The 26,318-nt window shown below is 65.4% G+C and carries 24 protein-coding genes; all 24 read right to left on the reverse strand.

Annotation, left to right across the window (positions count from 1 at the left end; translation table 11 throughout):
• Positions 1-16: 16 nt before the first annotated feature.
• Positions 17-1,480 (reverse strand): glutamate synthase subunit beta, encoded by a 1,464-nt coding sequence (locus CXR25_RS10390; protein ID WP_009881395.1) that lies wholly within the window; start codon positions 1,478-1,480, stop codon positions 17-19.
• Positions 1,473-6,161: a glutamate synthase large subunit gene (gene gltB, locus CXR25_RS10395; RefSeq protein ID WP_009881396.1), complete on the reverse strand. Its 4,689-nt coding sequence runs from the start codon at positions 6,159-6,161 to the stop codon at positions 1,473-1,475. The genes CXR25_RS10390 and gltB overlap by 8 nt, the downstream gene beginning before the upstream one ends.
• Before the next feature lie 189 nt (positions 6,162-6,350).
• On the reverse strand, positions 6,351-6,650 hold the full coding sequence (locus CXR25_RS10400; RefSeq protein WP_096161941.1) for a hypothetical protein: 300 nt from the start codon (positions 6,648-6,650) through the stop codon (positions 6,351-6,353).
• On the reverse strand, positions 6,647-7,438 hold the full coding sequence (trpA, locus tag CXR25_RS10405) for a tryptophan synthase subunit alpha (RefSeq protein ID WP_009881398.1): 792 nt from the start codon (positions 7,436-7,438) through the stop codon (positions 6,647-6,649). Before trpA ends, CXR25_RS10400 begins: the two co-directional genes overlap by 4 nt.
• Complete coding sequence (gene trpB, locus CXR25_RS10410; RefSeq protein WP_009881399.1) at positions 7,435-8,649, reverse strand: tryptophan synthase subunit beta; 1,215 nt, start codon at positions 8,647-8,649, stop codon at positions 7,435-7,437. The genes trpA and trpB overlap by 4 nt, the downstream gene beginning before the upstream one ends.
• Positions 8,650-8,690: 41 nt before the next feature.
• The gene (gene trpC, locus CXR25_RS10415; protein ID WP_096158774.1) at positions 8,691-9,488 is read right to left on the reverse strand and encodes an indole-3-glycerol phosphate synthase TrpC; all 798 of its coding nucleotides are present in this window, start codon (positions 9,486-9,488) and stop codon (positions 8,691-8,693) included.
• Positions 9,485-9,754, reverse strand: a complete 270-nt coding sequence (locus CXR25_RS10420; RefSeq protein ID WP_009881401.1) for an HGxxPAAW family protein — start codon at positions 9,752-9,754, stop codon at positions 9,485-9,487. The genes trpC and CXR25_RS10420 overlap by 4 nt, the downstream gene beginning before the upstream one ends.
• 98 nt (positions 9,755-9,852) lie before the next feature.
• Complete coding sequence (locus CXR25_RS10425; RefSeq protein ID WP_069600244.1) at positions 9,853-10,380, reverse strand: Trp biosynthesis-associated membrane protein; 528 nt, start codon at positions 10,378-10,380, stop codon at positions 9,853-9,855.
• 1 nt (position 10,381) lies between these two features.
• On the reverse strand, positions 10,382-11,959 hold the full coding sequence (gene trpE, locus CXR25_RS10430; RefSeq protein ID WP_009881403.1) for an anthranilate synthase component I: 1,578 nt from the start codon (positions 11,957-11,959) through the stop codon (positions 10,382-10,384).
• Entirely contained in the window at positions 11,949-12,320 is a 372-nt protein-coding gene (gene hisI, locus CXR25_RS10435; RefSeq protein ID WP_009881404.1) for a phosphoribosyl-AMP cyclohydrolase, read from the reverse strand. Before hisI ends, trpE begins: the two co-directional genes overlap by 11 nt.
• A complete protein-coding gene (hisF, locus tag CXR25_RS10440) occupies positions 12,317-13,081 on the reverse strand; it encodes an imidazole glycerol phosphate synthase subunit HisF (protein ID WP_096158775.1) in 765 nt (254 codons plus the stop codon). Before hisF ends, hisI begins: the two co-directional genes overlap by 4 nt.
• A gap of 28 nt (positions 13,082-13,109) precedes the next feature.
• Positions 13,110-14,612: a carboxyl transferase domain-containing protein gene (locus CXR25_RS10445; protein ID WP_096158776.1), complete on the reverse strand. Its 1,503-nt coding sequence runs from the start codon at positions 14,610-14,612 to the stop codon at positions 13,110-13,112.
• An 85-nt stretch (positions 14,613-14,697) separates the two neighbouring features.
• Positions 14,698-15,903: a CaiB/BaiF CoA transferase family protein gene (locus CXR25_RS10450; protein WP_009881407.1), complete on the reverse strand. Its 1,206-nt coding sequence runs from the start codon at positions 15,901-15,903 to the stop codon at positions 14,698-14,700.
• Between the two features lie 2 nt (positions 15,904-15,905).
• The gene (locus CXR25_RS10455) at positions 15,906-16,367 is read right to left on the reverse strand and encodes a PH domain-containing protein (protein ID WP_009881408.1); all 462 of its coding nucleotides are present in this window, start codon (positions 16,365-16,367) and stop codon (positions 15,906-15,908) included.
• Positions 16,348-17,187 (reverse strand): ATP phosphoribosyltransferase, encoded by an 840-nt coding sequence (gene hisG / locus CXR25_RS10460; RefSeq protein ID WP_009881409.1) that lies wholly within the window; start codon positions 17,185-17,187, stop codon positions 16,348-16,350. The genes CXR25_RS10455 and hisG overlap by 20 nt, the downstream gene beginning before the upstream one ends.
• Positions 17,188-17,268: 81 nt before the next feature.
• Entirely contained in the window at positions 17,269-17,532 is a 264-nt protein-coding gene (locus CXR25_RS10465) for a phosphoribosyl-ATP diphosphatase (protein ID WP_009881410.1), read from the reverse strand.
• 80 nt (positions 17,533-17,612) lie between these two features.
• Positions 17,613-18,278, reverse strand: coding sequence for a nicotinamide mononucleotide transporter family protein (locus CXR25_RS10470; RefSeq protein WP_009881411.1), 666 nt, complete (start codon positions 18,276-18,278; stop codon positions 17,613-17,615).
• Positions 18,279-18,289: 11 nt separating this feature from the next.
• A complete protein-coding gene (rpe, locus tag CXR25_RS10475; RefSeq protein ID WP_009881412.1) occupies positions 18,290-18,952 on the reverse strand; it encodes a ribulose-phosphate 3-epimerase in 663 nt (220 codons plus the stop codon).
• Between the two features lies 1 nt (position 18,953).
• Positions 18,954-20,432 carry an RsmB/NOP family class I SAM-dependent RNA methyltransferase gene (locus tag CXR25_RS10480; protein ID WP_096177763.1) on the reverse strand — a complete coding sequence of 493 codons (1,479 nt, stop codon included), beginning with the start codon at positions 20,430-20,432 and terminating at the stop codon, positions 18,954-18,956.
• Between the two features lie 5 nt (positions 20,433-20,437).
• On the reverse strand, positions 20,438-21,397 hold the full coding sequence (locus CXR25_RS10485; RefSeq protein WP_096145597.1) for a methionyl-tRNA formyltransferase: 960 nt from the start codon (positions 21,395-21,397) through the stop codon (positions 20,438-20,440).
• A gap of 54 nt (positions 21,398-21,451) precedes the next feature.
• Complete coding sequence (locus CXR25_RS10490; protein WP_096177762.1) at positions 21,452-23,542, reverse strand: primosomal protein N' family DNA-binding protein; 2,091 nt, start codon at positions 23,540-23,542, stop codon at positions 21,452-21,454.
• Complete coding sequence (metK, locus tag CXR25_RS10495) at positions 23,542-24,744, reverse strand: methionine adenosyltransferase (RefSeq protein ID WP_009881416.1); 1,203 nt, start codon at positions 24,742-24,744, stop codon at positions 23,542-23,544. The genes CXR25_RS10490 and metK overlap by 1 nt, the downstream gene beginning before the upstream one ends.
• The gene (gene coaBC, locus CXR25_RS10500; RefSeq protein WP_096177761.1) at positions 24,741-25,988 is read right to left on the reverse strand and encodes a bifunctional phosphopantothenoylcysteine decarboxylase/phosphopantothenate--cysteine ligase CoaBC; all 1,248 of its coding nucleotides are present in this window, start codon (positions 25,986-25,988) and stop codon (positions 24,741-24,743) included. Before coaBC ends, metK begins: the two co-directional genes overlap by 4 nt.
• On the reverse strand, positions 25,985-26,317 hold the full coding sequence (gene rpoZ, locus CXR25_RS10505) for a DNA-directed RNA polymerase subunit omega (protein WP_009881418.1): 333 nt from the start codon (positions 26,315-26,317) through the stop codon (positions 25,985-25,987). Before rpoZ ends, coaBC begins: the two co-directional genes overlap by 4 nt.
• Position 26,318: the final 1 nt, after the last annotated feature.

Raw genomic sequence — 26,318 nt, forward strand, 5'->3', positions numbered from 1 at the left:
AATGACACGAATCATCTTAGCATTTAAAACTCGTGTCCTGTGGTCCGACCGGTGCTGGCAGCCTCGTCGACCCGGTGAGGAAGCGATCGACCTCAGCGGCCACGGAGCGGCCCTCCGCGATCGCCCAGACGATGAGCGACTGTCCGCGCCCGGCATCTCCGGCGATGAAGACGCCTGGCTGAGACCCCTGATAGGACGCGTCACGGTCGAATGCACCGTTCGCGGCCACCTCGAGAGCCAGGGACTCCGACTCCGGCCCTGAGAAGCCGAGCGCCAGCAGGATGAGATCGGCGTCGAGCCGATGCTCTGTTCCCGGGGTCGGGACGCGACGACCGTCGACGAACTGCGTCTTGGCGACCTCGATGCCCGTCACCCGACCGGTCTCATCGCCGACGAATCCCGTCGTCGATGCCAAATACTGGCGCGTACCACCCTCCTCGTGTGAGGACTGGACTTCGAAGACGCGGGGCACCGTCGGCCACGGGTCCATCTCGCTGCGCTCTTCTGGCGGCTGAGCGCCGATCGCCAGGGTCGTCACCGAGGCGGCCTTCTGCCGCAGAGCGGTGCCGAGGCAGTCGGCTCCGGTGTCTCCGCCGCCGATGATGATCACGTTCTTGTCCCGCGCATCGAACTGTGCGTCGACGATCGCGTCGCCGCCCGGACGCTCACCGGCCTGGGACCGGTTCGAGGGCACGAGGTAGTCCATCGCGAACTCGACGCCGTCGAGCTCGCGCCCGCCGATCGCCATGTCGCGGGGCACGGTGGCACCGGTGCAGACGATGACCGCGTCGAAGCTCGACCGCAGATCGTCGAGGGTGATGTCGACGCCGATCTCGACCGAGGTCTTGAACCGCGTGCCTTCGGCCCGCATCTGATCGATGCGGCGATCGATGTGGTGCTTCTCGAGCTTGAAGTCCGGGATTCCGTAGCGCAGCAGGCCGCCGAGGCGGTCGTCACGTTCGTGGACGACGACGGTGTGACCGGCGCGGGTCAGCTGCTGGGCTGCGGCGAGCCCGGTCGGACCCGAGCCGATGACGGCCACCGTGTGTCCGGTGATCCGGTCGGGAATCGCCGGCTGGATGAGTCCGGCTGCGAATCCCTGGTCGACGATGGTGACCTCGACCTGCTTGATCGTCACCGCTGGCTGGTTGATGCCGAGGACGCACGCGTTCTCACACGGCGCCGGGCAGGCCCTGCCGGTGAACTCCGGGAAGTTGTTCGTGGCATGCAGGAGTTCGACGGCCCGCGGCAGCTCGCCCCGGTACATCGCATCGTTGAACTCGGGAATCAGGTTGCCCAACGGGCATCCCTGATGGCAGAAGGGCACGCCGCAGTCCATGCATCGCGAGGCCTGCCTGCGCAGCTGTTCGGGGTCGCCCGCTTCGTAGACTTCACGGTAGTCCATGAGGCGGATGGGCACGGGCCGACGGCGAGGCGTCTCCCGATTTTCGATGGTGAGGAATCCGTGCGGATCAGCCATTGGTGGCCTCCAGAATCTTGTGCCAGGCGGCGTCCGAATCGGCAGGCTGACCTGCGGCGGCGAACTCGTCCTGGATGTCCTTGACCCGTGCATAGGTGACGGGAATGATCTTCGTGAAGCGCGAGAGGACGTCCTCTCCGCGGCGGAGCCCGTCGAGGAGCTGGGAGGCCAACGGCGACCCTGTCCACTGAACGTGTTCGTCCAGCAGTCGCTGGAGCACAGCCATATCGTCGACGCCGACTCCCGTGAAGCGGAAGATACCCGCTGCACGTTCCTTCGGATTGAGCCTGGCCGGGTTGAAGTCGAGGACGTAGGCGGTGCCTCCCGACATTCCCGCGGCGAAGTTGCGGCCGGTGGACCCGAGGATGACGGCGATGCCGCCGGTCATGTACTCAAGCCCGTGGTCGCCGATGCCCTCGACGACCGCCTCGGCGCCGGAGTTGCGCACCATGAAGCGCTCCCCCACCTGGCCGGAGACGAACAGCTTGCCTGCCGTCGCCCCGTAGCCGAGGACGTTGCCGGCGATGACGTTGTACTCAGGCCGGGTCGGGTTCTCCGGGTGCGGCGCCACGCTGATGGTGCCGCCTGAGAGACCCTTGCCGACGTAGTCGTTGGCATCGCCGTGCAGGTCGATGCTCACGCCGCGCGGCAGGTAGGCACCGAGCGACTGGCCGGCGGTGCCGTGGAGATCGAGCCGGATCGTGTGCTCAGGCAGTCCTGCATCTGCATGCTCGAGCGTGACGTGGTGGCCGAGCAGGGTGCCAACGCTGCGGTCGGTGTTCTCGATCGCCGAGGTGATGGTGAGCTCGTTCCCCGACGTGATGGCCTCCCGTGCCTGAGCGAGCAGGCGCAGGTCGAGCTCCTCGGCGAAGTCGCGGTCGACGCCGGTGGAGCATTTGCGCTCCACATCGGTGCGGCCGTGGACATCGGCGGGAACCTTGAGGATCGACTCCAGATCGAGGTCGAGGCCCGAGGCGGCTGCCCGCTCCTCATCGACGCGCAGGCGTTCGACAGCGCCGATCGCCTCGTCGAGGGAACGCAGGCCCAGTGCCGCGAGATACCCGCGGACCTCCTCGGCGATGAAGGTGAAGAAGTTGACGACGTGATCGGCCTGACCGTGGAAGCGCTCGCGCAGCTTCGGGTTCTGAGTGGCCACGCCCACGGGGCAGGTGTCCTTGTGGCAGACACGCATCATGATGCAGCCGGAGACCACAAGAGCCGTCGTGGCGAAGCCGAACTCCTCACCGCCGAGCAGGGCAGCGATGATGACATCGCGGCCGGTCTTCAGCTGACCGTCGACCTGCACGCTGACCTTCTCGCGAAGGCCGTTGAGGACGAGGGTCTGCTGAGCCTCGGCGAGGCCGAGCTCCCAGGGTGTGCCTGCGTGCTTGAGCGAATTGAGCGGACTGGCGCCCGTTCCTCCGTCATGGCCGGAGATGAGGACGACATCGGCTCCTGCCTTCGCGACGCCCGCGGCGACCGTTCCCACACCGATGGCCGAGACCAGCTTGACGTGGACTCGCGCCTTGGCGTTGGCACGACCGAGGTCGTGGATGAGCTGTGCGAGGTCCTCGATCGAGTAGATGTCGTGGTGCGGCGGAGGCGAGATGAGGCCGACGCCTGGGGTGGCGTGGCGGGTCTGCGCGATCCACGGGTAGACCTTGGTGCCCGGAAGCTGGCCGCCCTCTCCGGGCTTGGCTCCCTGGGCCATCTTGATCTGGAGATCATCGGCCTCGGTGAGGTAGTGGCTCGTGACGCCGAAGCGACCGCTGGCGATCTGCTTGATCGCCGAGCGACGCTCGGGATCGACGAGACGCTCAGTATCCTCCCCGCCCTCACCGGTGTTCGACTTGCCGCCGATCCGGTTCATGGCGATGGCCAGGGTCTCGTGCGCTTCCTGGGACAGCGAGCCGTAGCTCATCGCACCGGTGGAGAAGCGCTTCATGATCTCGGAGGCCGGCTCGACCTCTGAGATGTCGATCGGGCCCGATTCGGTGGGAACGAGATCGAAGAGTCCACGCAGCGTCATCAGCTCCCGCGACTGCTCATCGATGGCCTTCGTGTACTCGCCGAAGATGTCGAAGCGACCAGTAGCCGTCGAGTGCTGGAGCTTGAAGATGGTCTCCGGGTTGAAGAGGTGTTCGGGACCTTCTCTGCGCCACTGGTATTCGCCACCGACCAGCAGGTTGCGGTGGGAAGGGCGCGGATGGTCGTCGCGGTAGGCATCGGCGTGCCGTGCGCTCGACTCTGCGGTGATCTCGACGATCCCCTTGCCGCCGAGCTGATGCGGAGTCGAAGTGAAGTACTCGTCGACGAAGGCATCAGCCAGCCCGAGGGCTTCAAACGTCTGCGCACCGTGATAGGACTGCACGGTCGAGATGCCCATCTTCGACATGATCTTCAACAGGCCCTTATTCAGCGCCGTAAGCACATTGGCGACGGCGGCGGACTCGCTGATTCCGCGGATCCTGTCGGAGCGCACCAGGGCTTCCGCCGTCTCCATGACGAGGTAGGGGTTGACAGCCGAAGCGCCGAAGGACACGAGCGTAGCCACATGGTGGACCTCGCGGACGTCACCGGCTTCGACGATGATCGATACCCGAGTCCGCGACCGCTGCCGCACCAGATGGTGGTGGAGCGCTGAGGTGAGCAGAAGCGAGGGAATCGGCGCCAGATCAGCGGTCGAGTCACGGTCGCTGAGGATGATGAAGACGGCGCCTGCTTCGACTGCCGCATCCGCCTCCTCGCAGAGAGCCGCGAGACGGTGCTTCATGGCCTCTGGTCCGGCGTTGACCGAGTAGAGGCCGGACAGGATGACGCTGGGGCGAGGATCATCGACGCCGAGGTGGCGGCCCTGAATGTGGGCGATCGCCGTGAGCTCGTCGTTGTCGATGACAGGCTGGTCGAGCAGAATGTGCGCTGAGTCCGGCTGTGAGAACTCCAGCAGGTTTCCCTCGCGACCGATGCCCGAGGACATGCTGGTCACGATGTCCTCGCGGATCGAGTCCAGCGGCGGGTTCGTCACCTGCGCGAAGTTCTGATGGAAGTAGTCGAAGAGCAGCCGGGGACGCTGGCTGAGAGCCGCGACGGCCGTATCGGTGCCCATGGCTCCGAGCGGTTCCGCTCCGGTTTCGGCCATCGGGGCGATGAGGACCCGCAGCTCCTCCTCGGTGTAGCCGAAGGTGCGCTGGCGGCGTCGCACGGAGGCCTGAGGGTGGGTGACGTGGACCCGTGTCGGCAGCTCGTCGAGACGCTTGGAGCAGTCGGCGACCCATTCCTCATACGGATGCTGGGTGGCGAGCTGGTTCTTGATCTCGGTGTCGGAGATGATCCGCTCTGACTCGATGTCGACGAGGAACATACGTCCCGGAGTGAGTCGGCCGCGGGAGACGATCTCCGCCTCGGGAAGGTCGACGACGCCGATCTCGCTGGCGAGCACGACGGTATCCGAGGTCATGACGTAGCGGGCAGGGCGTAGGCCGTTGCGGTCGAGGACAGCGCCAGCGAGCTTTCCGTCGGTGAAGGCGACGCAGGCCGGACCATCCCACGGCTCCATGAGCAGCGAGTGGTACTCGTAGAAGGCCTTGCGTGATTCGCCCATGCCGGGGTTGTTCTCCCAGGCTTCGGGGATCATCATCAGCATCGCCTGCGGCAGCGACCTGCCCGAGGCGACCATGAGTTCGAGCACCGCGTTGAACGATGCCGAGTCGGACGCACCCGAGGGCACGATCGGACACAGTCGATCGAGGCTGCGTGAGGTCTCAGGCACAGGAGACTCGAGGAGGTCGGAGGCCAGCATCGATTCTCGCGCCTGCATCCAGTTGCGGTTGCCGCGCACCGTGTTGATCTCGCCGTTGTGGGCGATCGTGCCGAACGGCTGGGCCAGCTGCCAGGAAGGGAAGGTGTTCGTCGAGAAACGAGAGTGGACGAGAGCGATCCGCGAGGTCACGCGCTCATCGTTGAGTTCCGTGTAGAACGATGAGAGCTGGCCCGTCGAGAGCATGCCCTTGTAGGTGATCGTCGCAGGTGAGAGCGAAGGGAAGTAGAGCCCCTCGTGATCGAGTCGCTTGCGCAGGATGTAGGCGCGGCGGGTGAGGTCCTGATCGTCCCTGGCCGGGTAGTCCGGTGCGAGCGTGAAGAAGACCTGACGCATCCGCGGCATCGTCGTCAGCGCGATATCGCCGAGCACGCTCTCATCATGGGGCACATCGCGGAAGGCGAGGACGCTCAGACCCTCTTCACCCGCCAGACGCGCCACCAGTTCGTCCTGATCGGCATCCGCGGGAGCCTCAACTGCGTCGTTGTCGCGGCCGAGGATGTCTCCGGCCGGAACCAGGTCGTCGTTGTAGTTCTGAGCGAAGAATCCGATGCCCACTGCGTAGGATCCCGGTGCGGGAAGTTCGACGCCGTCTCCGGCGAGCACCTCGGCGAAGTAGTCGTGCGGAACCTGGAGGGTGATGCCCGCTCCGTCGCCGGTGCCCTCATCGGAGCCGATTCCGCCGCGGTGTTCGAGCTTGCGCAGGGCCGTCAGGGCCTGATCGACGACCTCATGGTCGGGGTTGCCGCGGTAGCGGACGATGAGCGCGAGGCCGCAGGCATCATGTTCGAGTGCCGGATCGTAGAGCCCGTCGCGGACTGGGTGGTGCGAAGATTTCGGGTTCGTCTGGTGTTCACTGTGCATCGCTGCCTTTACGGGGTCTAGTAATGATCGTTAAAGACGGCGCTGTCCCTAGCTGACTGAAAACATGCCCTTCGAAGATCGTCCTTGGACATAGATGTGTGACGTGGTTCTCACGGCCGGGTATCTAATTTACACCTTGTGACGCAAGAGACGAAGTTGAGAAAGGATCGAACAGTGAACCAAAACGTCTCACTCGCCGGACTTCGGGTCCTCGCCGCGCCGTGATTTCGACTTCACATCAGGAGTGATGGAGATCGCCGAGGTGACGGCTCCGTAGAATCCGAAACCGGGTGCTCGTCCGTTCTCTGCGCCCGTCTGCCCAGCCTCGCTCGAGGCGCGCGCGATCTTCCGGGCACGGCGATTGATGCGCACGATGATGGTCGTCACGATGATGCAGACGACGACCGCGGCCACCCACAGGACCCAGACCGGGATCGTCAGAGCCCCGAGGTCGATGGTGTCGGAAACGAGCTGTTGGGCCCGCCTCATGCACAGCCCTCTGCAAGCTCGGACGCCAGCGCTGAGATGCCGGGCACACCATCTGAGTCGAGAGCACGGACGAGGGCGGAACCGACGATGACTCCGTCGGCGTATTCGGCGACCTCTGCCGCCTGTTCACGGGTCGAGACCCCGAGTCCGACGCAGGCACGCTGCGCACCGGCGTCCTTGAGCCGGGAGACCAGGTCCCGTGCATGGTTGTCGACCTCAGAGCGGACTCCGGTCACGCCCATCGTCGAAGCCGCGTAGACGAATCCCCGGCTGGCGCCGACGATCGTCGACAGCCGCTCGGGCGTCGACGAAGGAGCGGCGAGGAAGATGCGGTCGAGATCGTAGTCGTCTGAGGCCTGCGTCCACTCGGCGGCCTCATCCGGAATGAGGTCTGGAGTGATGATGCCCGAACCGCCTGCCGAGTCGAGATCGCGGGCGAACGCGGAGACGCCGTACTGCAGGACGAGGTTCCAATAGCTCATGACCACGGCGGTTCCGCCCGCCTCTGCGATGGCTGAGACCGCTGTGAGCACGTCCTTCGTCCTGACTCCTGCCTCCAGGCCGCGCTCGGCGGCGTGCTGGATGACAGGACCGTCCATGCCCGGGTCGGAATAGGGCATGCCGACCTCGACGATGTCGACGCCGGACTTCACCAGCTCGACCATGGCCTCGATCGACCCGTCCACGGACGGGAAGCCGACAGGGAGGTAGCCGATGAGCGCGGCGCTGCGGCCGGCTTCGTCGACGGCGTCGAGTGTGGTGCCGGTTCTGCGTCCTGAAGTCGTCATTCCTGCACAGCTCCTTCGTCGATGTAGTCGAACCATTTGGCAGCGGTCGTCATGTCCTTGTCCCCGCGGCCGGAGAGATTGACGAGGATGACGGCGTCGCTGCCGAGGCTCTGGCCCACACGCATGGCCCCGGCCAGAGCGTGTGCGGATTCGATGGCGGGGATGATGCCTTCGGTGCGTGAGAGCAGACGCATGGCTTCCATAGCCTCCTCGTCGACGACGGGTTCGTAGATCACGCGCCCGGTGTCGTGGAGGTGCGAATGCTCAGGTCCGACCGAGGGATAGTCCAATCCGGCCGAGATCGAATGCGAGCCTCGGGTCTGTCCATCCTCGTCCTGCAGGATGTACGTGGCGGAACCGTGGAGGACACCGGGGCGACCACCGGAGAAGCGTGCGGCGTGGCGGCCGGATTCGATGCCCTCTCCCCCGGCTTCGAAGCCGTAGACCTTCACCTCGGCGTCGGCGAGGAACGCGGCGAAGATTCCCATCGCGTTCGACCCGCCGCCCACACACGCGCAGACCGCGTCGGGGAGACGCCCGGCGGCGTTGCGGATCTGCTCACGAGCTTCGACGCCGATGACGTTCTGGAAGGAGCGGACCATGGCCGGGAACGGGTGCGGACCGGCGACCGTGCCGATGATGTAGTGGGTATCGGCGACATTGGCGACCCAGTCGCGCATGGCCTCGTTCATCGCGTCTTTGAGCGTGCGCGTGCCGTTGCTCACCGCGTTGACCTTCGCTCCGAGCAGCCGCATCCGGGCGACGTTGAGAGCCTGTCGCTGGGTGTCCTCTTCGCCCATGTAGACCTCGCACTCCATGTCGAGGAGTGCAGCGGCTGTGGCGGTGGCGACTCCGTGCTGGCCTGCGCCGGTCTCGGCGATGACTCGGGTCTTGCCCATGCGCTTGGCCAGCAGCGCCTGTCCGAGGGCGTTGTTGATCTTGTGGCTGCCGGTGTGGTTGAGATCCTCACGCTTGAGGAAGATCCTCGCTCCTCCGCAGTGGGCGGAGAAGCGGGTCGCCTCGGTGAGCAGGCTGGGGCGGCCGATGTAGTTCAGTTGCAGGTCGAGCAGCTGCTCGGTGAATTCCGGATCGACCTGGGACTTGCGCCAGGTCTCCTCGATCTCATCGAGTGCGGGAATCAGCGCTTCCGGGAAGTACCTGCCTCCGTACGAACCGAAGTAGGGTCCGTTCTCCTGGCTCACATCGGTCATTGCAGTCCTCTTCGTGGTGCGAGTTGGTTCGGGTAGTCGGTTCAGGAGACGACGCGCGCCCGGTGCTCCTGCCCTGTCGCGGTGAAGGTCGCGACGGCTGCCTCTGGATCTCCGCCGGTGACGAGCGCTTCGCCGACGAGGACGAGATCAGCACCGGCATCCGCGTAGCCGGCGACGTCCGCGGGTCCTGCGACTCCGGATTCGGCGACGAGGGTGCAGCCCTTCGGCGCACGTGCTGCCAGAGGAGCGAAGCGGCCCGTGTCGACGCTGAGGTCTTTGAGATTGCGGGTGTTGACGCCGATGAGCGGGGCACCGAGGTCCATGGCGATCTCGAGTTCTGCCTCGTTGTGCGTCTCGACGAGCGCCGTCATCCCCAGATCGTTCGCCAGGGCGTGGAATTCGCTCAGCTGCGTCGGGTCGAGGGCAGCGACGATGAGGAGCACGAGGTCGGCGCCGTGGGCCCTGGCCTCGTGGAACTGGTACTCATCGACCATGAAGTCCTTGCGGAGCACGGGGATGTCCACGGCGGCTCTGACCGAATCGAGGTCGTCGAGGCTGCCCGAGAAACGACGCGCCTCCGTGAGGACGCTGATCGCCCGTGCACCGCCGGCGGCATAGAGCCGGGCGAGGGTGCCGGGATCGGGGATGTGCGCAAGGTCGCCGCGCGAGGGAGAGCGTCGCTTCACCTCGGCGATGACGCCGAAGTCCGCGTCGAGGTCGAAGGCACGGGCAGGCTCGGCCGCCCGCGCACGTTCGACGATCTCGCTCAGTCCGACCTGCTTGCGGCGCTCTTCGAGGTCCTCGCGGACGCCGGTGACGATGTCGTCGAGAACTGTCATTTCTTCTTCGGCTTGTTTCCCAGGCCGACGGCACGCAGGATGATGCCCACGATGAGGCCGAGTACGACGACTCCGACGCCGACGTAGGTGATCATCGCGGTGTGAATCGTGAAGCCGACGCAGCCGATGGCGACACCGATCAGGATGATGATGACTCCGGTCCAGCCGGCCACGGAGTTTCCGTGTCCTGGGTCGGCGATGGCGGCATAGTCGATCGTCGATTTGTCGAGATCGGTTGCGCCGTTACGAGCGACGGTTTGCGACATGGTGCTCCTTAGAGATGCAGGCGTGGCACGCGTGAAAACTTGTTGCATCCATTGTGACACGCTTCGAGTTGGGTCGAGACACCGACCCGGTCACGAGGTCATTTCGATTCATCGTCGGCCCCACCAGCGGCGGAGTCGGGATCGTCTCCGCGGGAAAGTGCGTCCCAGGTCGCGGCCGAGTCGAACTCTTCACCTCCGGCCTCTGCCGTCCGGGCGTACCGGTTCGAGTTCGTCCAGCTCGCCGAGGAGAAGGCGACGTAGACGATGACGATGAGCGCGATGGCTGCCGCGCACAGGCCCACGATCGGCCACGCGGTAGCTCCGGGGGCTGACACGGACTGCAGCGCGGTCATGCCGTAGCCCACGGCGGCCAGGCCGGCGAAGCCGAGGACGACGAAGCGTCCGATCTTTCCCAGCATGGCCGAGAGCAGTCCGGTGACGGCGATGATTGCGACGCAGGCGGTGGCGACCGGCGAGGCCTGAGAGCTCGCGTCTTCCGTGACGTCGGCCACACCTGCTGGTCCGAGCGTGTCGCCGGCGACCCCTGCCTGCCAGGAGGCGAGGCTGATCGCCCACAGGGCTCCCGCAAGAATGAGGACGAGGAGGACACCGCGTGATTTGGTCATCTCAGGTCCATTCCTCTCTCGGCTCTCCGAGCTTCGTCACCGCGCTGGCTGCCGATGCTGCACCCAAGACGGCGGCCGCCTTGTTCTGTGATTCCTGATATTCGGTTTCGGGAACCGAATCCGCGACGAGACCACCGCCGGCGTAGACGCTCATGACCGAGTCGCGGAGGACGCCGGTGCGGATGGCGATCGCCAGGTCGAGGTCTCCGGTGAATGACATGTAGCCGACGACACCCCCGTAGATTCCGCGGCCGATGGTCTCGAGCTCGTCGATGATCTGCAGAGCACGGGGTTTGGGAGCCCCGGAGAGGGTGCCCGCCGGGAACGTGGCACGAAGCACGTCCACGGCCCCCTTGCCCGGCGCGAGTTCTCCGCGCACGGTCGATGAGATGTGCATGATGTGGCTGTAGCGCACAATGTCCATGAACTCGCTGACATCCACGGTCCCCGCCTGGCAGACCTTCGCCAGGTCGTTGCGGGCAAGGTCGACGAGCATCAGGTGCTCGGCCAGTTCCTTCTCGTCGTTGATGAGGTCTCTGGCCAGGGCCGAGTCCTCTTCAGTGGTGGCGCCTCGGGGCCTGGATCCGGCGATCGGATGGGTGACAACGTCACCGGAGCGAACCGTCACGAGGGCCTCCGGAGAAGAACCGATGATGCTGGCGGGCTGGCCCTGATCATCGTGGAGGTTGAGCAGGTACATGAAGGGGCTGGGGTTCGAATGGCGCAGCATCCGGTAGACCGTCAGCGGGTCGGCGGTGCACTCGGTGTCGAAGCGCTGTCCGAGGACGACCTGGAAGATCTCGCCGTTGACGATCTCTTGCTTGGCTCGTTCGACGTTGTCGAGGTAGACCTGTGGGTCGGTGCGTGTCGAGACCTGCGGCGGGACGAAGTGAGTGCTTGAGATCTCGGCGTCGACGGGTTCGGTGATTCTGGCCAGCATCGCTTCGATCCGGTCGACACCCGCGTGGTAAGCCTCGTCGATGCCGGTGTCGGCACCGTTGACGTTGAAGACGTTGGCGACGAGCGTCAGGGTTCCTGAGTAGTGATCGTAGACCGCGATGTCGCCGGGGATCATCAGCTGCACGGTCGGCAGATGGTGCTCATTGGCCGGTGCCGGGCCGAGCTTTTCGAACTGGCGGACGATGTCCCAACCGAAGTAGCCGACGAAGCTTGAGACCATCGGTGCCAGCACCGACTCAGTCTCATCGACGGCGAGCAGTTCCAGGGTCGCGGTCACGGCGTCGAGAACGCTGCCCTCGGCGGGGATTCCCACCGGCGGTGTGCCTTCCCAGCGGAAACTCTCGCCCTCGGAGATCAGAGTGGCCACGGGAGCCGAGCCGATGAATGAGTACCGTGCCCAGGCTCCGGACACGGCCGACTCGAAGAGAAAGCTGCCGGGCCCGCCGTCGGTGAGCTTGCGGTACAGACTCAAGGGAGTCTCCGTGTCGGCAAGCACCTCCGCATGGACAGGCACCAGGCGGTGGTCGGCGCCCGAGGCTCGAAATTCTTCGAGACTGGGACGGATCGTCAGCCCGGTCTCGGTCGTCGAAGTGGACGTCGTCGAAGTCTCAGTTGGCACTGATGGTCCTTCCGGTGAAGCACGTCGGGGTCAGAGTATGGCAGGCCGGTCCGGTCTGTTCGACCTCCATGAGCAGAGCGTCTGCGTCGCAGTCGAGGCTCAGGGAGGCCACCTTCTGTGTGTTCCCCGAGGTTTCGCCCTTGACCCAGTATTCCTGCCTGGACCGGGACCAGTAGACTGCGGCGCCGGTGCTCAGGGTGCGCTCGATGGCTTCCACGTCCATCCAGGCCATCATCAGCACCTCCCGGGTGTTGACCTCCTGGACGATGACGGGGATGAGCCCGTCGGAGTTGAGAGTGATCAGTTCACGCCAGTTCTCCGGGGTCGCGTCGATCTGCGTGGTGGTCTCGTGTGTGCTCATCGGACTTCGATCCCTTCGTTCCGGAGTGCGTCCTTGACCTCGGCGATGCTCAGAGTTCCGAAGTGGAAGACGCTCGCGGCCAGCAGCGCATCGGCTCCGGCCGCCACGGCGGGAGCGAAGTGCTCGACCCGTCCGGCTCCCCCGGAGGCGATGAGCGGAACGTCGACGGCTGCCCGTGCGGCGGCGATGAGTTCGAGATCGAAGCCATCGCGAGTGCCGTCTGCGTCGATGGAGTTGAGCAGGATCTCACCCACGCCGCGCTCGGCGGCCTCGGTGATCCAGTCGATGGCGCAGCGACCTGTGCCCTCTCTGCCGCCGCGGGTGGTGACTTCGAAGCCGGAACGTGTCTGCGTCCCCTGGCTCCGTCTGGCGTCGAGGGACAGGACGAGGACCTGGTTGCCGAAATGGTGGGCGATGTCGCTGATGAGCTGCGGGTTCGCGACCGCCGAGGTATTGACGGAGACCTTGTCCGCTCCATCGCGCAGGAGGCGGTCGACGTCGGTGACGCTGCGGATGCCGCCGCCGACGGTCAGCGGAATGAAGACCTCTTCGGCACAGGCCCGGACGATATCGTGAACGGTCTCGCGATCACCGCTGCTGGCGGTGACATCGAGGAATGTCAGCTCGTCCGCACCGGATTCCCCGTAGCGTCGGGCCAATTCGACCGGATCGCCGGCGTCCTTGAGGTCCGCGAACTTCACGCCCTTGACGACACGTCCTTCGTCGACGTCGAGGCACGGAATGACTCTGATGGCAACCATGTGACTCTCCTAGATTCCTTGTCGACGTTCAGATTCCGAGTGTGCGATACCGTTCCATCCGGCGCGCCAGGCGCCGGTCGGATGGTTCACGCATGAGCTCGATGAGTTCGTACTCCAGTGTCGCACCCACCCGAGCCACGAAGTCCAATGGCTCCTCACTCGCATCCGGATGTTCGGCGATGATGCGGTCGACGACTCCCGTCGACATGAGCATGGGTGCATGCACACCTTGGCTCTGGGCCATCTCCGGCGCACGGTCGGTCGTCCGGTGCACGATCGCCGAGGCACCTTCCGGAGGCAGGGGCGAAAGCCACCCGTTTTCGGCACTGAGCACTCGATCCGCGGGGATCAGTGCCAGCGCTCCCCCGCCGGACCCCTCACCGAGGATGAGGGACACCGAAGGCGCATCGAGGTTCGCGAGGTCGGCGAGGCTGCGGGCGATCTCGCCGGCGATTCCGCCCTCTTCAGCAGATTTCGACAGTGCAGCACCAGGGGTGTCGATGACGGTCACCAGCGGCAGATCGAGTTCGGCGGCCAACCGCATTCCGCGCCTGGCCTCTCGCAGTGCCGCAGGCCCGAGAGGTGCCCGGGAATCCTGGCGGAAACGATCCTGACCGAGAACAATGCACGGGGCGGAGCCGAACTTCGCCAGCGCCAGCAGGAGTCCCGGGTCCTTCTCACCTTGTCCTGTGCCGTTGAGGGGCAGCACGGTGTTGGCCGCGGTGCGCAGCAGGTCGCGAACTCCGGGACGATCGGCGTTGCGGGACCGGGTGATCGCGTCCCAGGCGTCGGAGTCCGGGTCGACGATCTCGGGACGTGTGTCCGGGTCGGCGACGCGGGGCGGAATCTCCTTGGCGCCCATGAGCACGTCGAGGACGCGGGCGAGGGTGGTCTGAATCCGTTCGGGACTGATCACCGCGTCGATGATCCCGTGCTTGTGCAGGTTCTCACCCGTCTGCACGTTCTCGGGGAACTTCTCTCCGTAGATGGCTTCGTAGACCCGCGGTCCGAGGAAGCCGATGAGCGATCCCGCCTCGGCGACGGTGACGTGGCCCATCGAACCCCAGGACGCGAACACCCCGCCGGTGGTCGGATGCCGCAGGTACACGAGGTAGGGCAGAGCTGCCCGGCGGTGGGCCATGACGGCGTTGGTGATTTTGACCATCGACAGGAACGCGATCGTGCCTTCCTGCATTCTGGTACCGCCCGAGGCGGGACCCGCCAGCAGCGGCAGCCCTTCGAGCGTCGCACGTTCGATCGCGTCGACGAGCCGCTGGGCCGCGGCCACGCCGATCGAACCGGCGAGGAAACGGAATTCGCCGGCGACGATGGCAACGCGACGACCCTCGATCCGCCCCTCTCCGGTGATGATGGCTTCGTCGACTCCGGACTTCTCCTTAGCGGCGGCGAGTTCGGCCGCGTACTCGTCGGAGATTCCTCCGGCGGGTGTGATCGGAGTCGTGTCCCAGGACACGAAGGATCCGTCGTCCACGACGATGTCGACGAGTTCATGAGCATTCAACCGTGCCACGTGCGTATCTCCTGTTTCAGATGTGTCTGACGAACGGTAAAGCGGTGTTGGACCTGCTGTGTTGGGCCTGCTGTGCGCGGGAGTCTCAGCCGTCCGAGTCGAGCCAGGACACGATCGCCTCGGCGTCCTCGTTCAGCAGCGGTGGGGCATCGTGTGCGGTCCGCGTGGTCTCGACCTCGGCCTCACCATCGGCGTCGAAGAAGCGCAGTGGCGGTCCCGGCAGGTCGATGTCGCCGAGGACCGGGTGATCGACGGAGACCTTGAGTCCCTGGCTCAGCGCCTGGTCCCAGGAGTAGACCTCTTCGAGAGTGCGCACCGTGCCGGACGGGATCCCTGCGTCGCCGAGCTTGGCGAGCAGGTCCTCTGGCCCGAAGGCGGCGAACTTGCTCTCGATGAGCTCGATCACGGCCGGGCGGTTCGCAACGCGGGAGGCGTTGTCGGACATGCCTTCGGTGGCCGGGTCGATGTCGAATGCGGCGCAGAACTTCTGCCACAGGTTCTCGTTGCCCACGGAGATCTGCACGGCGCCTTCATGGCATTTGAAGAGTCCGTAGGGAGACAGAGAAGGATGGTGGTTGCCGCCGGGCTGCGGGTTCTGCCCGGCCACTGTGGCGCGGGTGCCCTGGAAGGCGTGGACTCCGACCATTCCGGCGATGAGGGAGGTGCGGACGACCTTGCCCTTGCCGGTGCGTTCACGTTCGAGCAGGGCGGCGAGGACACCGTAGGAGCCGTAGATCCCGGCCAGGAGGTCTGCGATGGGGACTCCGACGCGCTGCATGTCGTCTGGCCCCGACCCTGTCAGTGACATCAGGCCCGCTTCGCCCTGAGCGATCTGGTCGTAGCCGGCGCGGGAGGATTCGGGTCCGTCGTGGCCGAAGCCGGTGATCGACAGGAGCACCAGGCGCGGGTTGATCTCCATGCACACCGTGGTGGAGAAGCCGAGGCGGTCGAGGACGCCGGAGCGGAAGTTCTCGATGAGCACGTCGGCCCGGGAGATGAGTTCGCGCAGCGTCTGCTTGCCGGTGTCCGACTTGAGGTCGAGGGCGATGGATTCCTTATTGCGGTTGCAGGAGAAGAAGTACGTTGCCTGCGGGTCGTCTTCGGGTCCTACGAAGGGAGGTCCCCAGGACCGCGAGTCATCGCCCTTGCCCGGGTTCTCGACCTTGATCACTCGGGCGCCGAGGTCGCCGAACATCATTCCCGCATGTGGGCCGGCCAATGCGCGAGAGAGGTCGATGACCGTGTATCCGGTCAGTGGGCCTTCGACCCCTGTGATTGTGTCGTTCGACATTCCTATTCCTCCTTGAAGTGGGTCCATCTAGCGATGAGCATACGCAATCGCTGACATTCCTCGTGGGCTCGGGGGCCATCCGCATGCTGGATCGCCATCACGCTGTAGGTGGTTCCGTCGGTCAGATCGAGGGTCGGCCAGGGGTCGTCTCCCTCCGGGGAGAAAGCGACGCCGAGAATCTGACCCCAGGCGAAGGTCCGCGTCCTGACCATGTTCTTCACGACCAGGCCGGATTCGCTGGGTCGGGCCTGGATGTCGGCGACGCGCAGCAGGGCGGCTGCGAAGATGATTCCCAGCAGGTTCATCCAGACCACATCGAGCGGGGTCCAAGGGTCCCAGTCCACGACGAGCAGTGCCACGGAGAGCACGGCAAAGCCGATGAACACCACCACTGCGCCGACGGTGCTGATGACGCGCACCTGGCGGGGTCGGAAGACGCGGAAATCAGATTCGGCAGGCGCCAATGTTCGTCACCAGAATCGCACGTGCACCGACCGCGTAGAGGCGGTCCATGACGTTGTTGACCTCTTTGGATTCGACCATGACGCGGGCGGCGACCCAGCCAGTCTCCTGCAGTGGGGAGATCGTGGGTGATTCGAGGCCGGGGGTCAGCCCGAGAGCTTGTGGCAGGAGGCGCTCTTCGATGTTGTAGTCGACGAGAACGTACTGACGGGCCACCATCACCGATTCGAGCCGGCGCTTGAGCACCTCGATGGTCTCGGCTGCCCCATCGCGTTGGACGAGGACGGCCTCGGACTCCAGCAGGGGTTCGCCGAAGGTCTCAAGTCCTGCCGCGCGCAGGGTGCTGCCGGTTTCGACCACATCGGCGATGGCATCGGCGACGCCGAGCTGGATGGAGACTTCGATCGCTCCGTCGAGCTGCACGGTCTTCGCATCGATGCCTCTGGCCTGCAGGTCGGCGTCGACGAGGTTGGGGAAGCTGGTGGCGATGCGGGCACCCTCGAGCTGTGCCGGGGAGGTGTAGGAACCGCTGACACCGGCGTAGAAGAAGCGGGAGGCACCGAATCCGAGTCCGATGACTTCCTGCGCCTCGGCCTTCGACTCCAGAAGCAGATCGCGACCGGTGATGCCGGCGTCGAGGATTCCCGACCCGACGTAGACGGCGATGTCGCGGGGGCGCAGGTAGAAGAATTCGACGCCGTTGACTTCATCCTGATGGACCAGGGTCTTGCTTCCCCGGCGGGTGGAGTATCCGGCCTCGCTGAGCATTTCGGAGGCGGCTTCGGACAGTGCGCCCTTGTTCGGCACGGCTACACGCAGCATGGTGTCCTTTTGTGTTTCATCGTCAACGGTTGTGGGTGGTGCTCGGACTGCGGTTCAGGCGGTCTCTGGTTCAGGCGGTCTCTACAGATGCGAGTTGACGTCGTCGAGGCTGAGATCCTTGGCGACCATGAGCACCTGGAGGTGGTAGAGCAGCTGGGAGATCTCCCCGGCAAGCTCGTCCTTGGTCTCGTACTCGGCCGCCATCCAGACCTCTGCGGCTTCTTCGACGACCTTCTTTCCGATCGCATGGACTCCGGCGTCGAGTTCGGCCACGGTCTTCGAGCCTTCGGGGCGATCGAGGGATTTCTGCAGGAGTTCGGCGTAGAGCGAGTCAAAGGTCTTCACGAATCCAGCCTAATACATCGCCTACTTCGCGTCCGCACAGGGTCTCGACCAGCGGGACAGCCCCAGTGAGCGGAACGGTCTCATTCCTCCGGGCTGCGGTTGATGTCCGTTGCGCCGAGGTGGGGCGCAGAGATCGTCTGCCGTGATCTCTTCGACCAGTCGATGAAGCCGATGACGACCATGACGAGGAAGATGAGGTACACAGCCCCGGAGAACACGAGGCCTCCGGCTACTGCCAGGGGAATGCCGACGAGGTCGACGGCCAGCCACACGAACCAGAATTCGACGATCGCCCGTCCCTGGGCGTACATCGCCACGAGTGATCCGATGAAGATGTAAGCGTCTGGGTAGGGGTTCCATGACCATCCGCCCAGTGCCAGGACATAGCCGAACACCGCGGTGCCCAGCAGCAGGGCACCGATCAGGAGGAATCGTTCCTTCCAGGTGGCCCAGCGGACGAGGACCTCTCCTGCGGCTTCGCGCGATTTGTTCCACTGCGTCCAGCCCCACACCGCGGCGACGATGATGACGACCTGCCGGGAGGCGTTGCCGCCCAGGCCCGCGGAGATGCTCGCGGCGAAGAGCAGGATGGAACCGAGGATCTGGACCGGCCAGGACAGGATGTTGCGGCGCAGCGCCAGGACCACAGTGGCCAGGGCGCAGATGTTGCCGAACAGGTCGGAGTACGGCACTGGTTTGCCCAGCAGTTCGAATGCCGGCGTGTTCAGCCAGTCGAGCAGTTCCATATCGGCCTTCTTCAGTGCACGTGTGATGCTGCGAGTTCACGCAGCCCTGAGATCGCGGCGGCGGCGTCTTCGGGTCCGTAGACGGCGGAGCCGGCCACGAGCACATCGGCACCGGCGTCGACAACGCGTTCGACCGTCGAGGTCGACACTCCCCCATCGACCTGAAGTTTGATCTCAAGCCCGGAAGCCGAAATCGCTTCACGCGTGCGCCGGATCTTCGGCAGGCACACATCGAGGAACTTCTGCCCGCCGAACCCGGGTTCAACGGTCATGATGAGGATCTGATCGAACTCGCCGAGGAGGTCGATGAAGGGTTCGATCGGAGTCGCCGGCTTGAGTGCGAGGCTGGCTTTGGCTCCCAGCTTCCGGATCTCCCTGGCCAGACGCACGGGTGCGGCGGCCGCCTCGGCGTGGAAGGTCACCGAGGCACAGCCGAGTTCGGCGTAGACGGGGGCGTGCCTGTCCGCCTCGGCGATCATCAGGTGAGCGTCGAGTGGGATCGGGCTGATCGCCTGGATCCGTTCGACCACGGGAGGACCGAATGTCAGATTGGGGACGAAATGGTTATCCATCACGTCGATGTGAGCCATATCTGCCGTGCTGATCTTCGCCAGTTCGCCCCGCAGGTCCGAGAAATCGGAGCTGAGGATGCTGGGATTGATCTCGATCGCCATTTCAGTTCGCCTTCCGCATCAGAGCCAAGAACATTCCATCGGTGTTGTGGACATGGGGCCACAGCTGAGCGTACCGTCCCGCTCCCCTGGTCACCGAGGCAAACCCCTCGGCGTCGGTTCCGGTGACCTCGGCGAGGACCGCCGGTGCGTCGAGGATCTCGACGTCGGTTTTGCGCAGGACATCGTCGACGACGAGCACGGTCTCTGCGTAGTGGGGAGAACAGGTGGAGTAGGCCACGACTCCCCCGGGAGCGCAGGCGTCCAAGGCCGCACGCAGAAGCTCGCGCTGCAGCCCAGCCAGGGCATTGATGTCCTCGGGGCGCCGCCGGTAGCGGGCTTCGGGACGACGCCGCAGGGCGCCGAGGCCCGAGCAGGGGACGTCGACGAGGACCTTCGCGTAGGGACCGGTGGCATCACGGGCATCTTGGACGCGGGTGGTGACGTTGACGAGTGCCTGGGTGGAAGACCTCACGAGTTCAACCCGGTGCTCACTGGAGTCGAAAGCGTCGAGGGCACCGCCCTGCTGTTTGGCGATCGCTGCCAGGACTGCGGCCTTGCCGCCGGGGCCGGCGCACAGGTCTGCCCAGTTGCCTGCCGGTGCCTCAACCTGTGCCAGCGCCAGCGCCACCAGTGCGGAGCCTTCGTCCTGCACACGGGCGCGGCCGGTGGCGACGGCATCGACGTTCTTGGGCACGGCGGTCTCGAGGGTGACGCCGATGGGAGAGAATTCGGTCGGGGCCCCAGGCAGCTCGCTGCGGTCCACGAGTCCGGGCAGGGCGGAGACGCTGACCTTGGCCGCCGCATTGTCTGCCTCCAGCAGTGCCTGCAGTTCGGAGGCCTGACGACCATGGCCCTTGAGTGCTTGGGTCATGGCCCGAACGATCCATTCGGGATGAGAGTATTCGATGGCCTGTTCGCCCACAGCGGTGGCACCGTCAGTCACGCGACGCAGCCATTCGGCCCGGTCGACCTCGGAGATCCGACGCAGCACGGCGTTGACGAATCCGACGGTCTTCGGTGCATTGGTCTTGATCACGGCGACGGTCTCAGACAGTGCTGCATGGTCGGGCACGCGCATGGACAGGATCTGGTGGGCGCCGAGGCGCATTCCGGCCAGCGGTTCGGCGTCGATGCTGTCGATGGGCCGGTTCGCGGCCCTGGCGATGATCGCATCGTAGAACTCCTGTTGGCGCAGGGCGCCGTACGTCAGTTCCGTTGTGAACGCCGCGTCCTGGGGTTCCATGTGCGTGCGGGCCAACTTGGCGGGCAGGAGCAGGTTCGCGTAGGAGTCCTTCGTCTCTACGTCGACGAGGACCTCCCAGGCGATGCGCCGCGGCAGGTTCTTCGCCTGTCTGGGCTCACGCTCCGTCTGCTGTCGGCGCGGAGCCGACTTCCTGCCGGCTCCACCTGCTTTCCGGCGTGAGTTGCCGGCTGCGTTCCCGGCTGGCTGCTTCCGTGGCCTGCGCTCTTCTGCTGGCATCTGTCTCATGCTCCTTGCTCGGGATCGGCCGCCGGCTCGGCGCTGGTTTCCAGGGGATCGAATCGGATGTCGCCGCGGCCGCGCAGGAAGTCAACGGCGGCCATGCGTGCTTTGCCGAAGGGTTGGATCTCCGCCACGTGGACCCATCCGTCGCCGCAGCCAAGCACGGCGGTCTTCTCCCAGGATGTCAGGAGGCCGACCTCTGGCGGGTCGGTGACCTCGGGAGCAGGTGTGAGACCGAAGAGTTTGGTCCGCTTCTCATCGACATCGGCCCATGGTCCGGGGCTGGGGCTGACTCCCCGGGAGCGGTCGATGATGGCCTGTGCTGGTTCGGTGAAGTCGAGATGAGCATCATCGACGCCGATCTTGTCCGCGTGGGTCGCCTCTCCGGACTGTGGGGTGAGGACTGCGGTTCCGTCCTCGAGGTCGTCGAAGGCGGCGACCAGTTCTGCCGCGCCTTTGTGAGCGTAGTCATCGAGTGCGGTGGCGACGTCGGGATGGTCAAGCGGCAGTTCGAGGCGACGCAGGACGGGGCCGGAGTCCATGCCCTCGTCGATTCTGAACACGCTCACCCCGCTGTGCTGTCGGCCCTCGATCAGGGCTCGCTGGACGGGTGCGGCTCCGCGATGGGCGGGCAGGAGGGAGAAGTGGAGGTTGAACCAGCCGAGTTCGGCGGTGGATAGGGCTGCCGGTCCGGCGATTGCTCCATAGGCGACGACGGCCACGGCATCGACCTTGAGCGCGCGGAGTTCGGCGATGACCTCACCGCGGAGACGACTCGCTTCGATGACATCGAGACCCAGCTCAAGTGCGCGGGCCTTGACCGGCGAGGGGGTGAGGACTCGCTTGCGTCCCACCGGGGCGTCGGGTCGGGTGAGGACGGCACGGATGCGGTGTCGAGATTCGACAAAGGCCTCGAGGGCTGGCACTGCGGCATCCGGGGTTCCGGCGAAGACGATATCCACTTGAGGAATTCTACTTGTTCGGTCCGCAGGTGCGGCGCCCGGGCATCATCGGGCTCACAGCGACCGCGGATCGTCGATGCGGATACGGACTTGGGGCAGCTTCTTCGCCGACCGCGAGGCGATGAGATGGGCCAGTGATTCCCCCACCGCGTCGCCAGCCGCGATCGGATAGGCTGCGACCGCTTTCTGGTCATCGCCGTCGGAGTCGCGGATGAGTTCGGTCAGTTCGGGCACCTCGGCGAGGACTGCGTCGATGCCGGTGCCGGGACCGGTGAGTTCGACGATGCGACGGTAGGGCGGGAATCCGAGTTCCCTGCGATCGCCGAGTGCTCTGGACATGCTGGTGACCGGGTCGAAGGTGGTCACCGTGCTCCGGATTGCCTCGTCGGTGTCGCCGAGGTAGACGACTCCCCCGGCAGTGCGTGATCTCACGAGGACTGCCGCACGCAGTCGTCGGCTGATCCCCTCGTCGGTTGAGCGCATCCAAGGCCCAGGCCACAGCGAGTCGAGCAGAATGGCGCAGGCGTAGCCCCCGAGAACATAGGGTTCGGCTCCGGTGGTGGCGACGACGATGCGGGCAGTGTCATCGATGGCGACGGGAATGTCATCCCCGCCGGATTCTAGGATTTCGATCCCCGGCATGGCCTTGCGCAGCTCTTCGACGGTGCGACCCCTGCCGCGCACGATCGACCGCACCTGGTTCGAGCGGCAGCGCCCGCAGGAGAAGGTCTCGGAGTGGAAGCCGCAGGATCGGCAGGCGAAGGGCCCCACCTCGGACTGGGTGGTCAGCGTGGCCGAACAGTTGGGGCAGCGGGCGACCTCTTGGCATCGTGCGCAGGCGAACACCGGGTAATACCCGGCTCGTGGGACCTGGACGAGGACGGGGCCGACCGCGTTGGTGTCCTTGGTTCCGGGGCGCAGGGCACCACGCATGAGCTGCCAGGCCCGCGAGGGGATGCGCTGCCAGGCGAAGGGGTCACGTTCCTCATCGGGGACGAATACTCGGGGTGCTCCCTCGCGACGTTCCGGGCCGGTGGGCGTACTGTCGCGCAGCCACCCGACTTCCACGAGACGCTGGATCTCGGCGCTGCGGTCGGTGGAGACGAACAGCAGCCCGGTGGTCTCGATGGTCGACCTCAGCAGGCAGACCTCTCTGGCGTGCGGGTAGGGAGCGTGCTGGTCGAGGTAGTTCGAGTTCGAGTCGTCGAAGCAGATGATGAGGCCCAGGTCTGCGACGGGAGCGAAGGCCGCGGCTCTGGTGCCGATCGTTATGCGTGTGTGTCCCAGCAGTCCCCGCAGCCAGGCATTCCACCGCTGTTCGGGCGATTGGTCGGCGCTGAGCACCGAGTGCGAGTCGATGTCCGCGCTGGCGTCGAGGGCCGCTGAGAGGACAGCAAGTTCGCGGTGATCGGGCACCAGCCACAGCACGGACTCCCCCGCGGCCAGTGTGGCCCTGGCTGCGGCCAGTCCGGCGGTGATCCAACTGAGTCCCGGGGTGGGCCCGGGTACGCAGGTCAGTGCGATGCGCGGATGTTCGGCGGCGGGGAAGTCCTCTGCCTGGTCGGACGGGGAATGTCTGAGGACCCATTCGCCGAGGCGGCCGACCGTGTCCTCGGCAGTCGCCGTCTCGTTGTCTGCAGCGGTGGTCGAGTTCTCGGACGCCGTGCTCGCGTTACCGGAGTCTGTCGGTGCGCTGGAACTGCTCGCGTTCTGCTCACGCGTCTTCTCAGCCTTGAGAACGGCCTTCTCGGCGCGGGCGTGGCGTGGTGGGATCGCCAGCCGAAGGACGTCGGAGAGTGTGCCGGCGTAGCGGCGGGCGGTGGCGGTGCCGAGACGCAGCAGCTCGGGGGTGAGGACTGCGACCGGACTGGTGATGCGTTCGATCGTGGCCAGTGGTCCGATGTGATCGGATGACTCGACCCGCTCGAGCAGGAAACCGTCACGCAGCCTACCTGCGAACTTGACCCGTACTCGTACACCCGGACGGGCGGTGTCGGCGAACTTCTCCGGCACCGCGTAGTCGAAGGCACGGGCCAGGTGCGGCACCGGGTGATCGATGAGCACTCGGGCCACGGGATCCTCCGCAGCCACCGGCACCTGTCCGAGGGCAGAGGTGCCGGTGTCGATCGGAAGAGGTTCGTCCATCAAGCCGAGGAGACTGCACGCAGCAGATCGTCGGCGCGGTCCGTGACCTCCCAAGTAAAATCAGGGAGCTCGCGGCCGAAGTGACCGTAGGTCGACGTCTGGGAGTAGATCGGGCGCAGGAGGTTGAGGTCCCGGATGATCACGGCCGGTCGCAGATCGAAGACCTCGCGAATCGCCTTCGAGATCGCGTTCGGGTCGACCTTCTCGGTGCCGAAGGTCTCGACGTAGAGGCCCATCGGGTCGACACGGCCGATGGCGTAGGAGACCTGCACCTCGGCGCGGTCGGCGAGCCCGGCCGCCACGACGTTCTTCGCCACCCAACGCATGGCATAGGCAGCAGAGCGGTCGACCTTCGACGGGTCCTTCCCAGAGAAGGCACCTCCACCGTGGCGGGAGTAGCCGCCGTAGGTGTCGACGATGATCTTGCGACCGGTCAGTCCGGCATCGCCCATCGGTCCGCCGGTGACGAAGGGACCGGCCGGGTTGATGTGGATGTTGGCATGAGAGTCGTCGAGACCGGAACCGGCGATGACCGGATCGATGACGAAGTCCTTGATCTCGGAATGCAGCTGGGCCTGGTTCACGTGTGCCGCGTGCTGGGTCGAGACGACGATGTTCTCGATCGACACGGCTTCGTCGCCATCGTAGCCGAGTGTCAGCTGGGTTTTGCCGTCGGGGCGCAGGTAGTCAAGGGCGCCGGTCTTGCGCACCTCGGACAGCTTCTCGGCCATGCGTGAGGCCAGGTGGATCGGCACCGGCATGAGGACATCGGTGGCGTTGTCGGCATAGCCGAACATCAACCCCTGGTCTCCGGCGCCCAGGCTTGAGCCGTGGTCGGATTCCACGGCTTCACGGAAGTCCAGCGGGTTGGTCACACCGGAATGGATGTCGGTGGACTGGCTGCCGATGGACACGGAGACTCCGCAGGAGTGTCCGTCGAATCCGGTGTCGGAGGAGTCATAGCCGATTCCTGTGATGAGCCGGCGGACGATGCCGGCGACATCGGCGTAGGCCGCGGTGTTGACCTCGCCGGCGACGTGGACGAGACCGGTGGTGACCATCGTCTCGACTGCGACCTTGGCGTTCGGGTCCTGACTCAACAGATCGTCGAGAACGGCATCGCTGATCTGGTCGCAGATCTTGTCGGGATGGCCCTCGGTGACGGATTCGGACGAGAAGAAACGCAGATTTGATTGACTCACGGCGTCGATTCTACGCATTCCATTCGATTCACGAGAGCCGCGATGACCTTTTCCGAAACATCGTCCTTGCTGCCGTGGAATTCCACGGATGCGTCGACGTCAGTGCCGTCAGCGCTGAGGATCTGGACGGCGTTGTCATCGTGGCCGAAGGCTCTGTCCTCGGAGACATTGTTGAAGACCAGGAGGTCGACACCCTTGCGCCGGAACTTCGCCTTGGCGTACTCGAGCGCACTGTGATGAGAATCTCCGGTCTCGGCGGCGAATCCGACGATGATCTGCGACTCGGGGCGTGACTGCACGAGCCCAACGAGCACATCGGGGTTCTGCACCAGGTTGAGGGTCAGGCCCTCACCGCCGGACTTCTTCATCTTCGAATCGGTGCGCTGTGCCGGCCGGTAGTCGGCGACGGCTGCGGCCATGATGATGGCATCGGCCTCGGGTTGAGAGGCGAGCATCTGGGTCTGGAGTTCGAGCGTGGATTCGACGTTCGTGATGCGCACGTTGTCCGGCAGGCCGGACAGCAGTCCCGTGTCGATGTTGGCAGCAACCAGATCCACTTCGGCGCCGGCTGCTGCGGCGGCTCGTGCCAGCGCGATGCCCTGCTTGCCTGACGAGCGGTTGCCGAGGAATCTCACGGGATCGAGTGGTTCTCGGGTTCCGCCGGCACTGACGACAAGGTGCTTGCCCTGCAGCGGTCCGCCGAGCTTGGCGGCCGCAGCGTTCGCAGCGGCGGCAAGGGCGAAATCAACGATCGCCTCGGGTTCGGGCAGGCGCCCGGGACCGGAGTCGGGTCCGGTGAGTCGTCCCACAGCGGGCTCGAGGACATGGATGCCTCGCTGCTTCAAGGTCGCAATGTTGGCGACGGTGGCAGCGTTCTGCCACATCTCGGTGTGCATGGCCGGAGCGACGACCACCTCGGCGGTCGTCGTCAGGACCGTCGCGGTGAGCAGATCATCGGCGATTCCTGCGGCCAGTTTGGCCAGGGTATTGGCTGTGGCCGGCGCAATGACGACGAGTTCGGCATCCTGCCCGATGCGGACATGGTTGACCGACTCGACCTCGTCGAAGACGTCGGTGGTCACCGTCTGCGAGGACAACGCCTCGAAGGTGGCAGCACCGACGAAGTTCAGCGCGCTGGCAGTGGGCACGACCTTGACGCTGTGCCCGAGCTCCCGGAGCCGCCGAATGACATGGCACGCCTTGTAGGCAGCGATTCCACCGGCGACGCCGAGTACGGTTCTCACTGGTCGCTGAAGTCCAGTGCGCCATCGTTGCTGGCAGCGGGCTGCGCAGGCTCCTGGCTGAGGCCACCGAAGTCGGCTTCGGTGACTTCGCGGGCCACGATCTTGCCCTCGTTGATCTCGCGGAGCGCGATCGACAGCGGCTTCTCATGGGTGCCGGGGGTCACCAGCGGACCGACGTTTTCGAGCAGTCCCTCTTGGAGCTGGGCGTAGTAGGAATTGATCTGGCGAGCTCGCTGAGCCGCAATCGATACCAGTTCGTACTTCGAGCTGGTCACGGCCAGCAGATCATCAATCGGTGGATTGGTGATGCCTTCAGGTTGTGCAGGCAAT

Origin of the sequence: Brevibacterium aurantiacum, assembly GCF_003932995.1 — a bacterium.
GTDB lineage: Bacteria > Actinomycetota > Actinomycetes > Actinomycetales > Brevibacteriaceae > Brevibacterium > Brevibacterium aurantiacum.

Bases quoted from the DNA above. Each gene is read 5' to 3' on its own strand.
- hisG (WP_009881409.1), bottom strand. From the start codon at position 17,187: ATGCTGCGTGTAGCCGTGCCGAACAAGGGCGCACTGTCCGAAGCCGCC.
- CXR25_RS10425 (WP_069600244.1), bottom strand. From the start codon at position 10,380: ATGACCAAATCACGCGGTGTCCTCCTCGTCCTCATTCTTGCGGGAGCC.
- CXR25_RS10490 (WP_096177762.1), bottom strand. From the start codon at position 23,542: ATGGACGAACCTCTTCCGATCGACACCGGCACCTCTGCCCTCGGACAG.
- CXR25_RS10390 (WP_009881395.1), bottom strand. From the start codon at position 1,480: ATGGCTGATCCGCACGGATTCCTCACCATCGAAAATCGGGAGACGCCT.
- CXR25_RS10420 (WP_009881401.1), bottom strand. From the start codon at position 9,754: ATGTCGCAAACCGTCGCTCGTAACGGCGCAACCGATCTCGACAAATCG.
- trpA (WP_009881398.1), bottom strand. From the start codon at position 7,438: ATGACGACTTCAGGACGCAGAACCGGCACCACACTCGACGCCGTCGAC.
- CXR25_RS10400 (WP_096161941.1), bottom strand. From the start codon at position 6,650: ATGAGGCGGGCCCAACAGCTCGTTTCCGACACCATCGACCTCGGGGCT.
- CXR25_RS10450 (WP_009881407.1), bottom strand. From the start codon at position 15,903: ATGTCGAACGACACAATCACAGGGGTCGAAGGCCCACTGACCGGATAC.
- gltB (WP_009881396.1), bottom strand. From the start codon at position 6,161: ATGCACAGTGAACACCAGACGAACCCGAAATCTTCGCACCACCCAGTC.
- trpC (WP_096158774.1), bottom strand. From the start codon at position 9,488: ATGACAGTTCTCGACGACATCGTCACCGGCGTCCGCGAGGACCTCGAA.
- rpe (WP_009881412.1), bottom strand. From the start codon at position 18,952: ATGGCGATCGAGATCAATCCCAGCATCCTCAGCTCCGATTTCTCGGAC.
- hisI (WP_009881404.1), bottom strand. From the start codon at position 12,320: ATGAGCACACACGAGACCACCACGCAGATCGACGCGACCCCGGAGAAC.
- trpB (WP_009881399.1), bottom strand. From the start codon at position 8,649: ATGACCGATGTGAGCCAGGAGAACGGACCCTACTTCGGTTCGTACGGA.
- CXR25_RS10470 (WP_009881411.1), bottom strand. From the start codon at position 18,278: ATGGAACTGCTCGACTGGCTGAACACGCCGGCATTCGAACTGCTGGGC.
- hisF (WP_096158775.1), bottom strand. From the start codon at position 13,081: ATGGTTGCCATCAGAGTCATTCCGTGCCTCGACGTCGACGAAGGACGT.
- CXR25_RS10480 (WP_096177763.1), bottom strand. From the start codon at position 20,432: ATGCCAGCAGAAGAGCGCAGGCCACGGAAGCAGCCAGCCGGGAACGCA.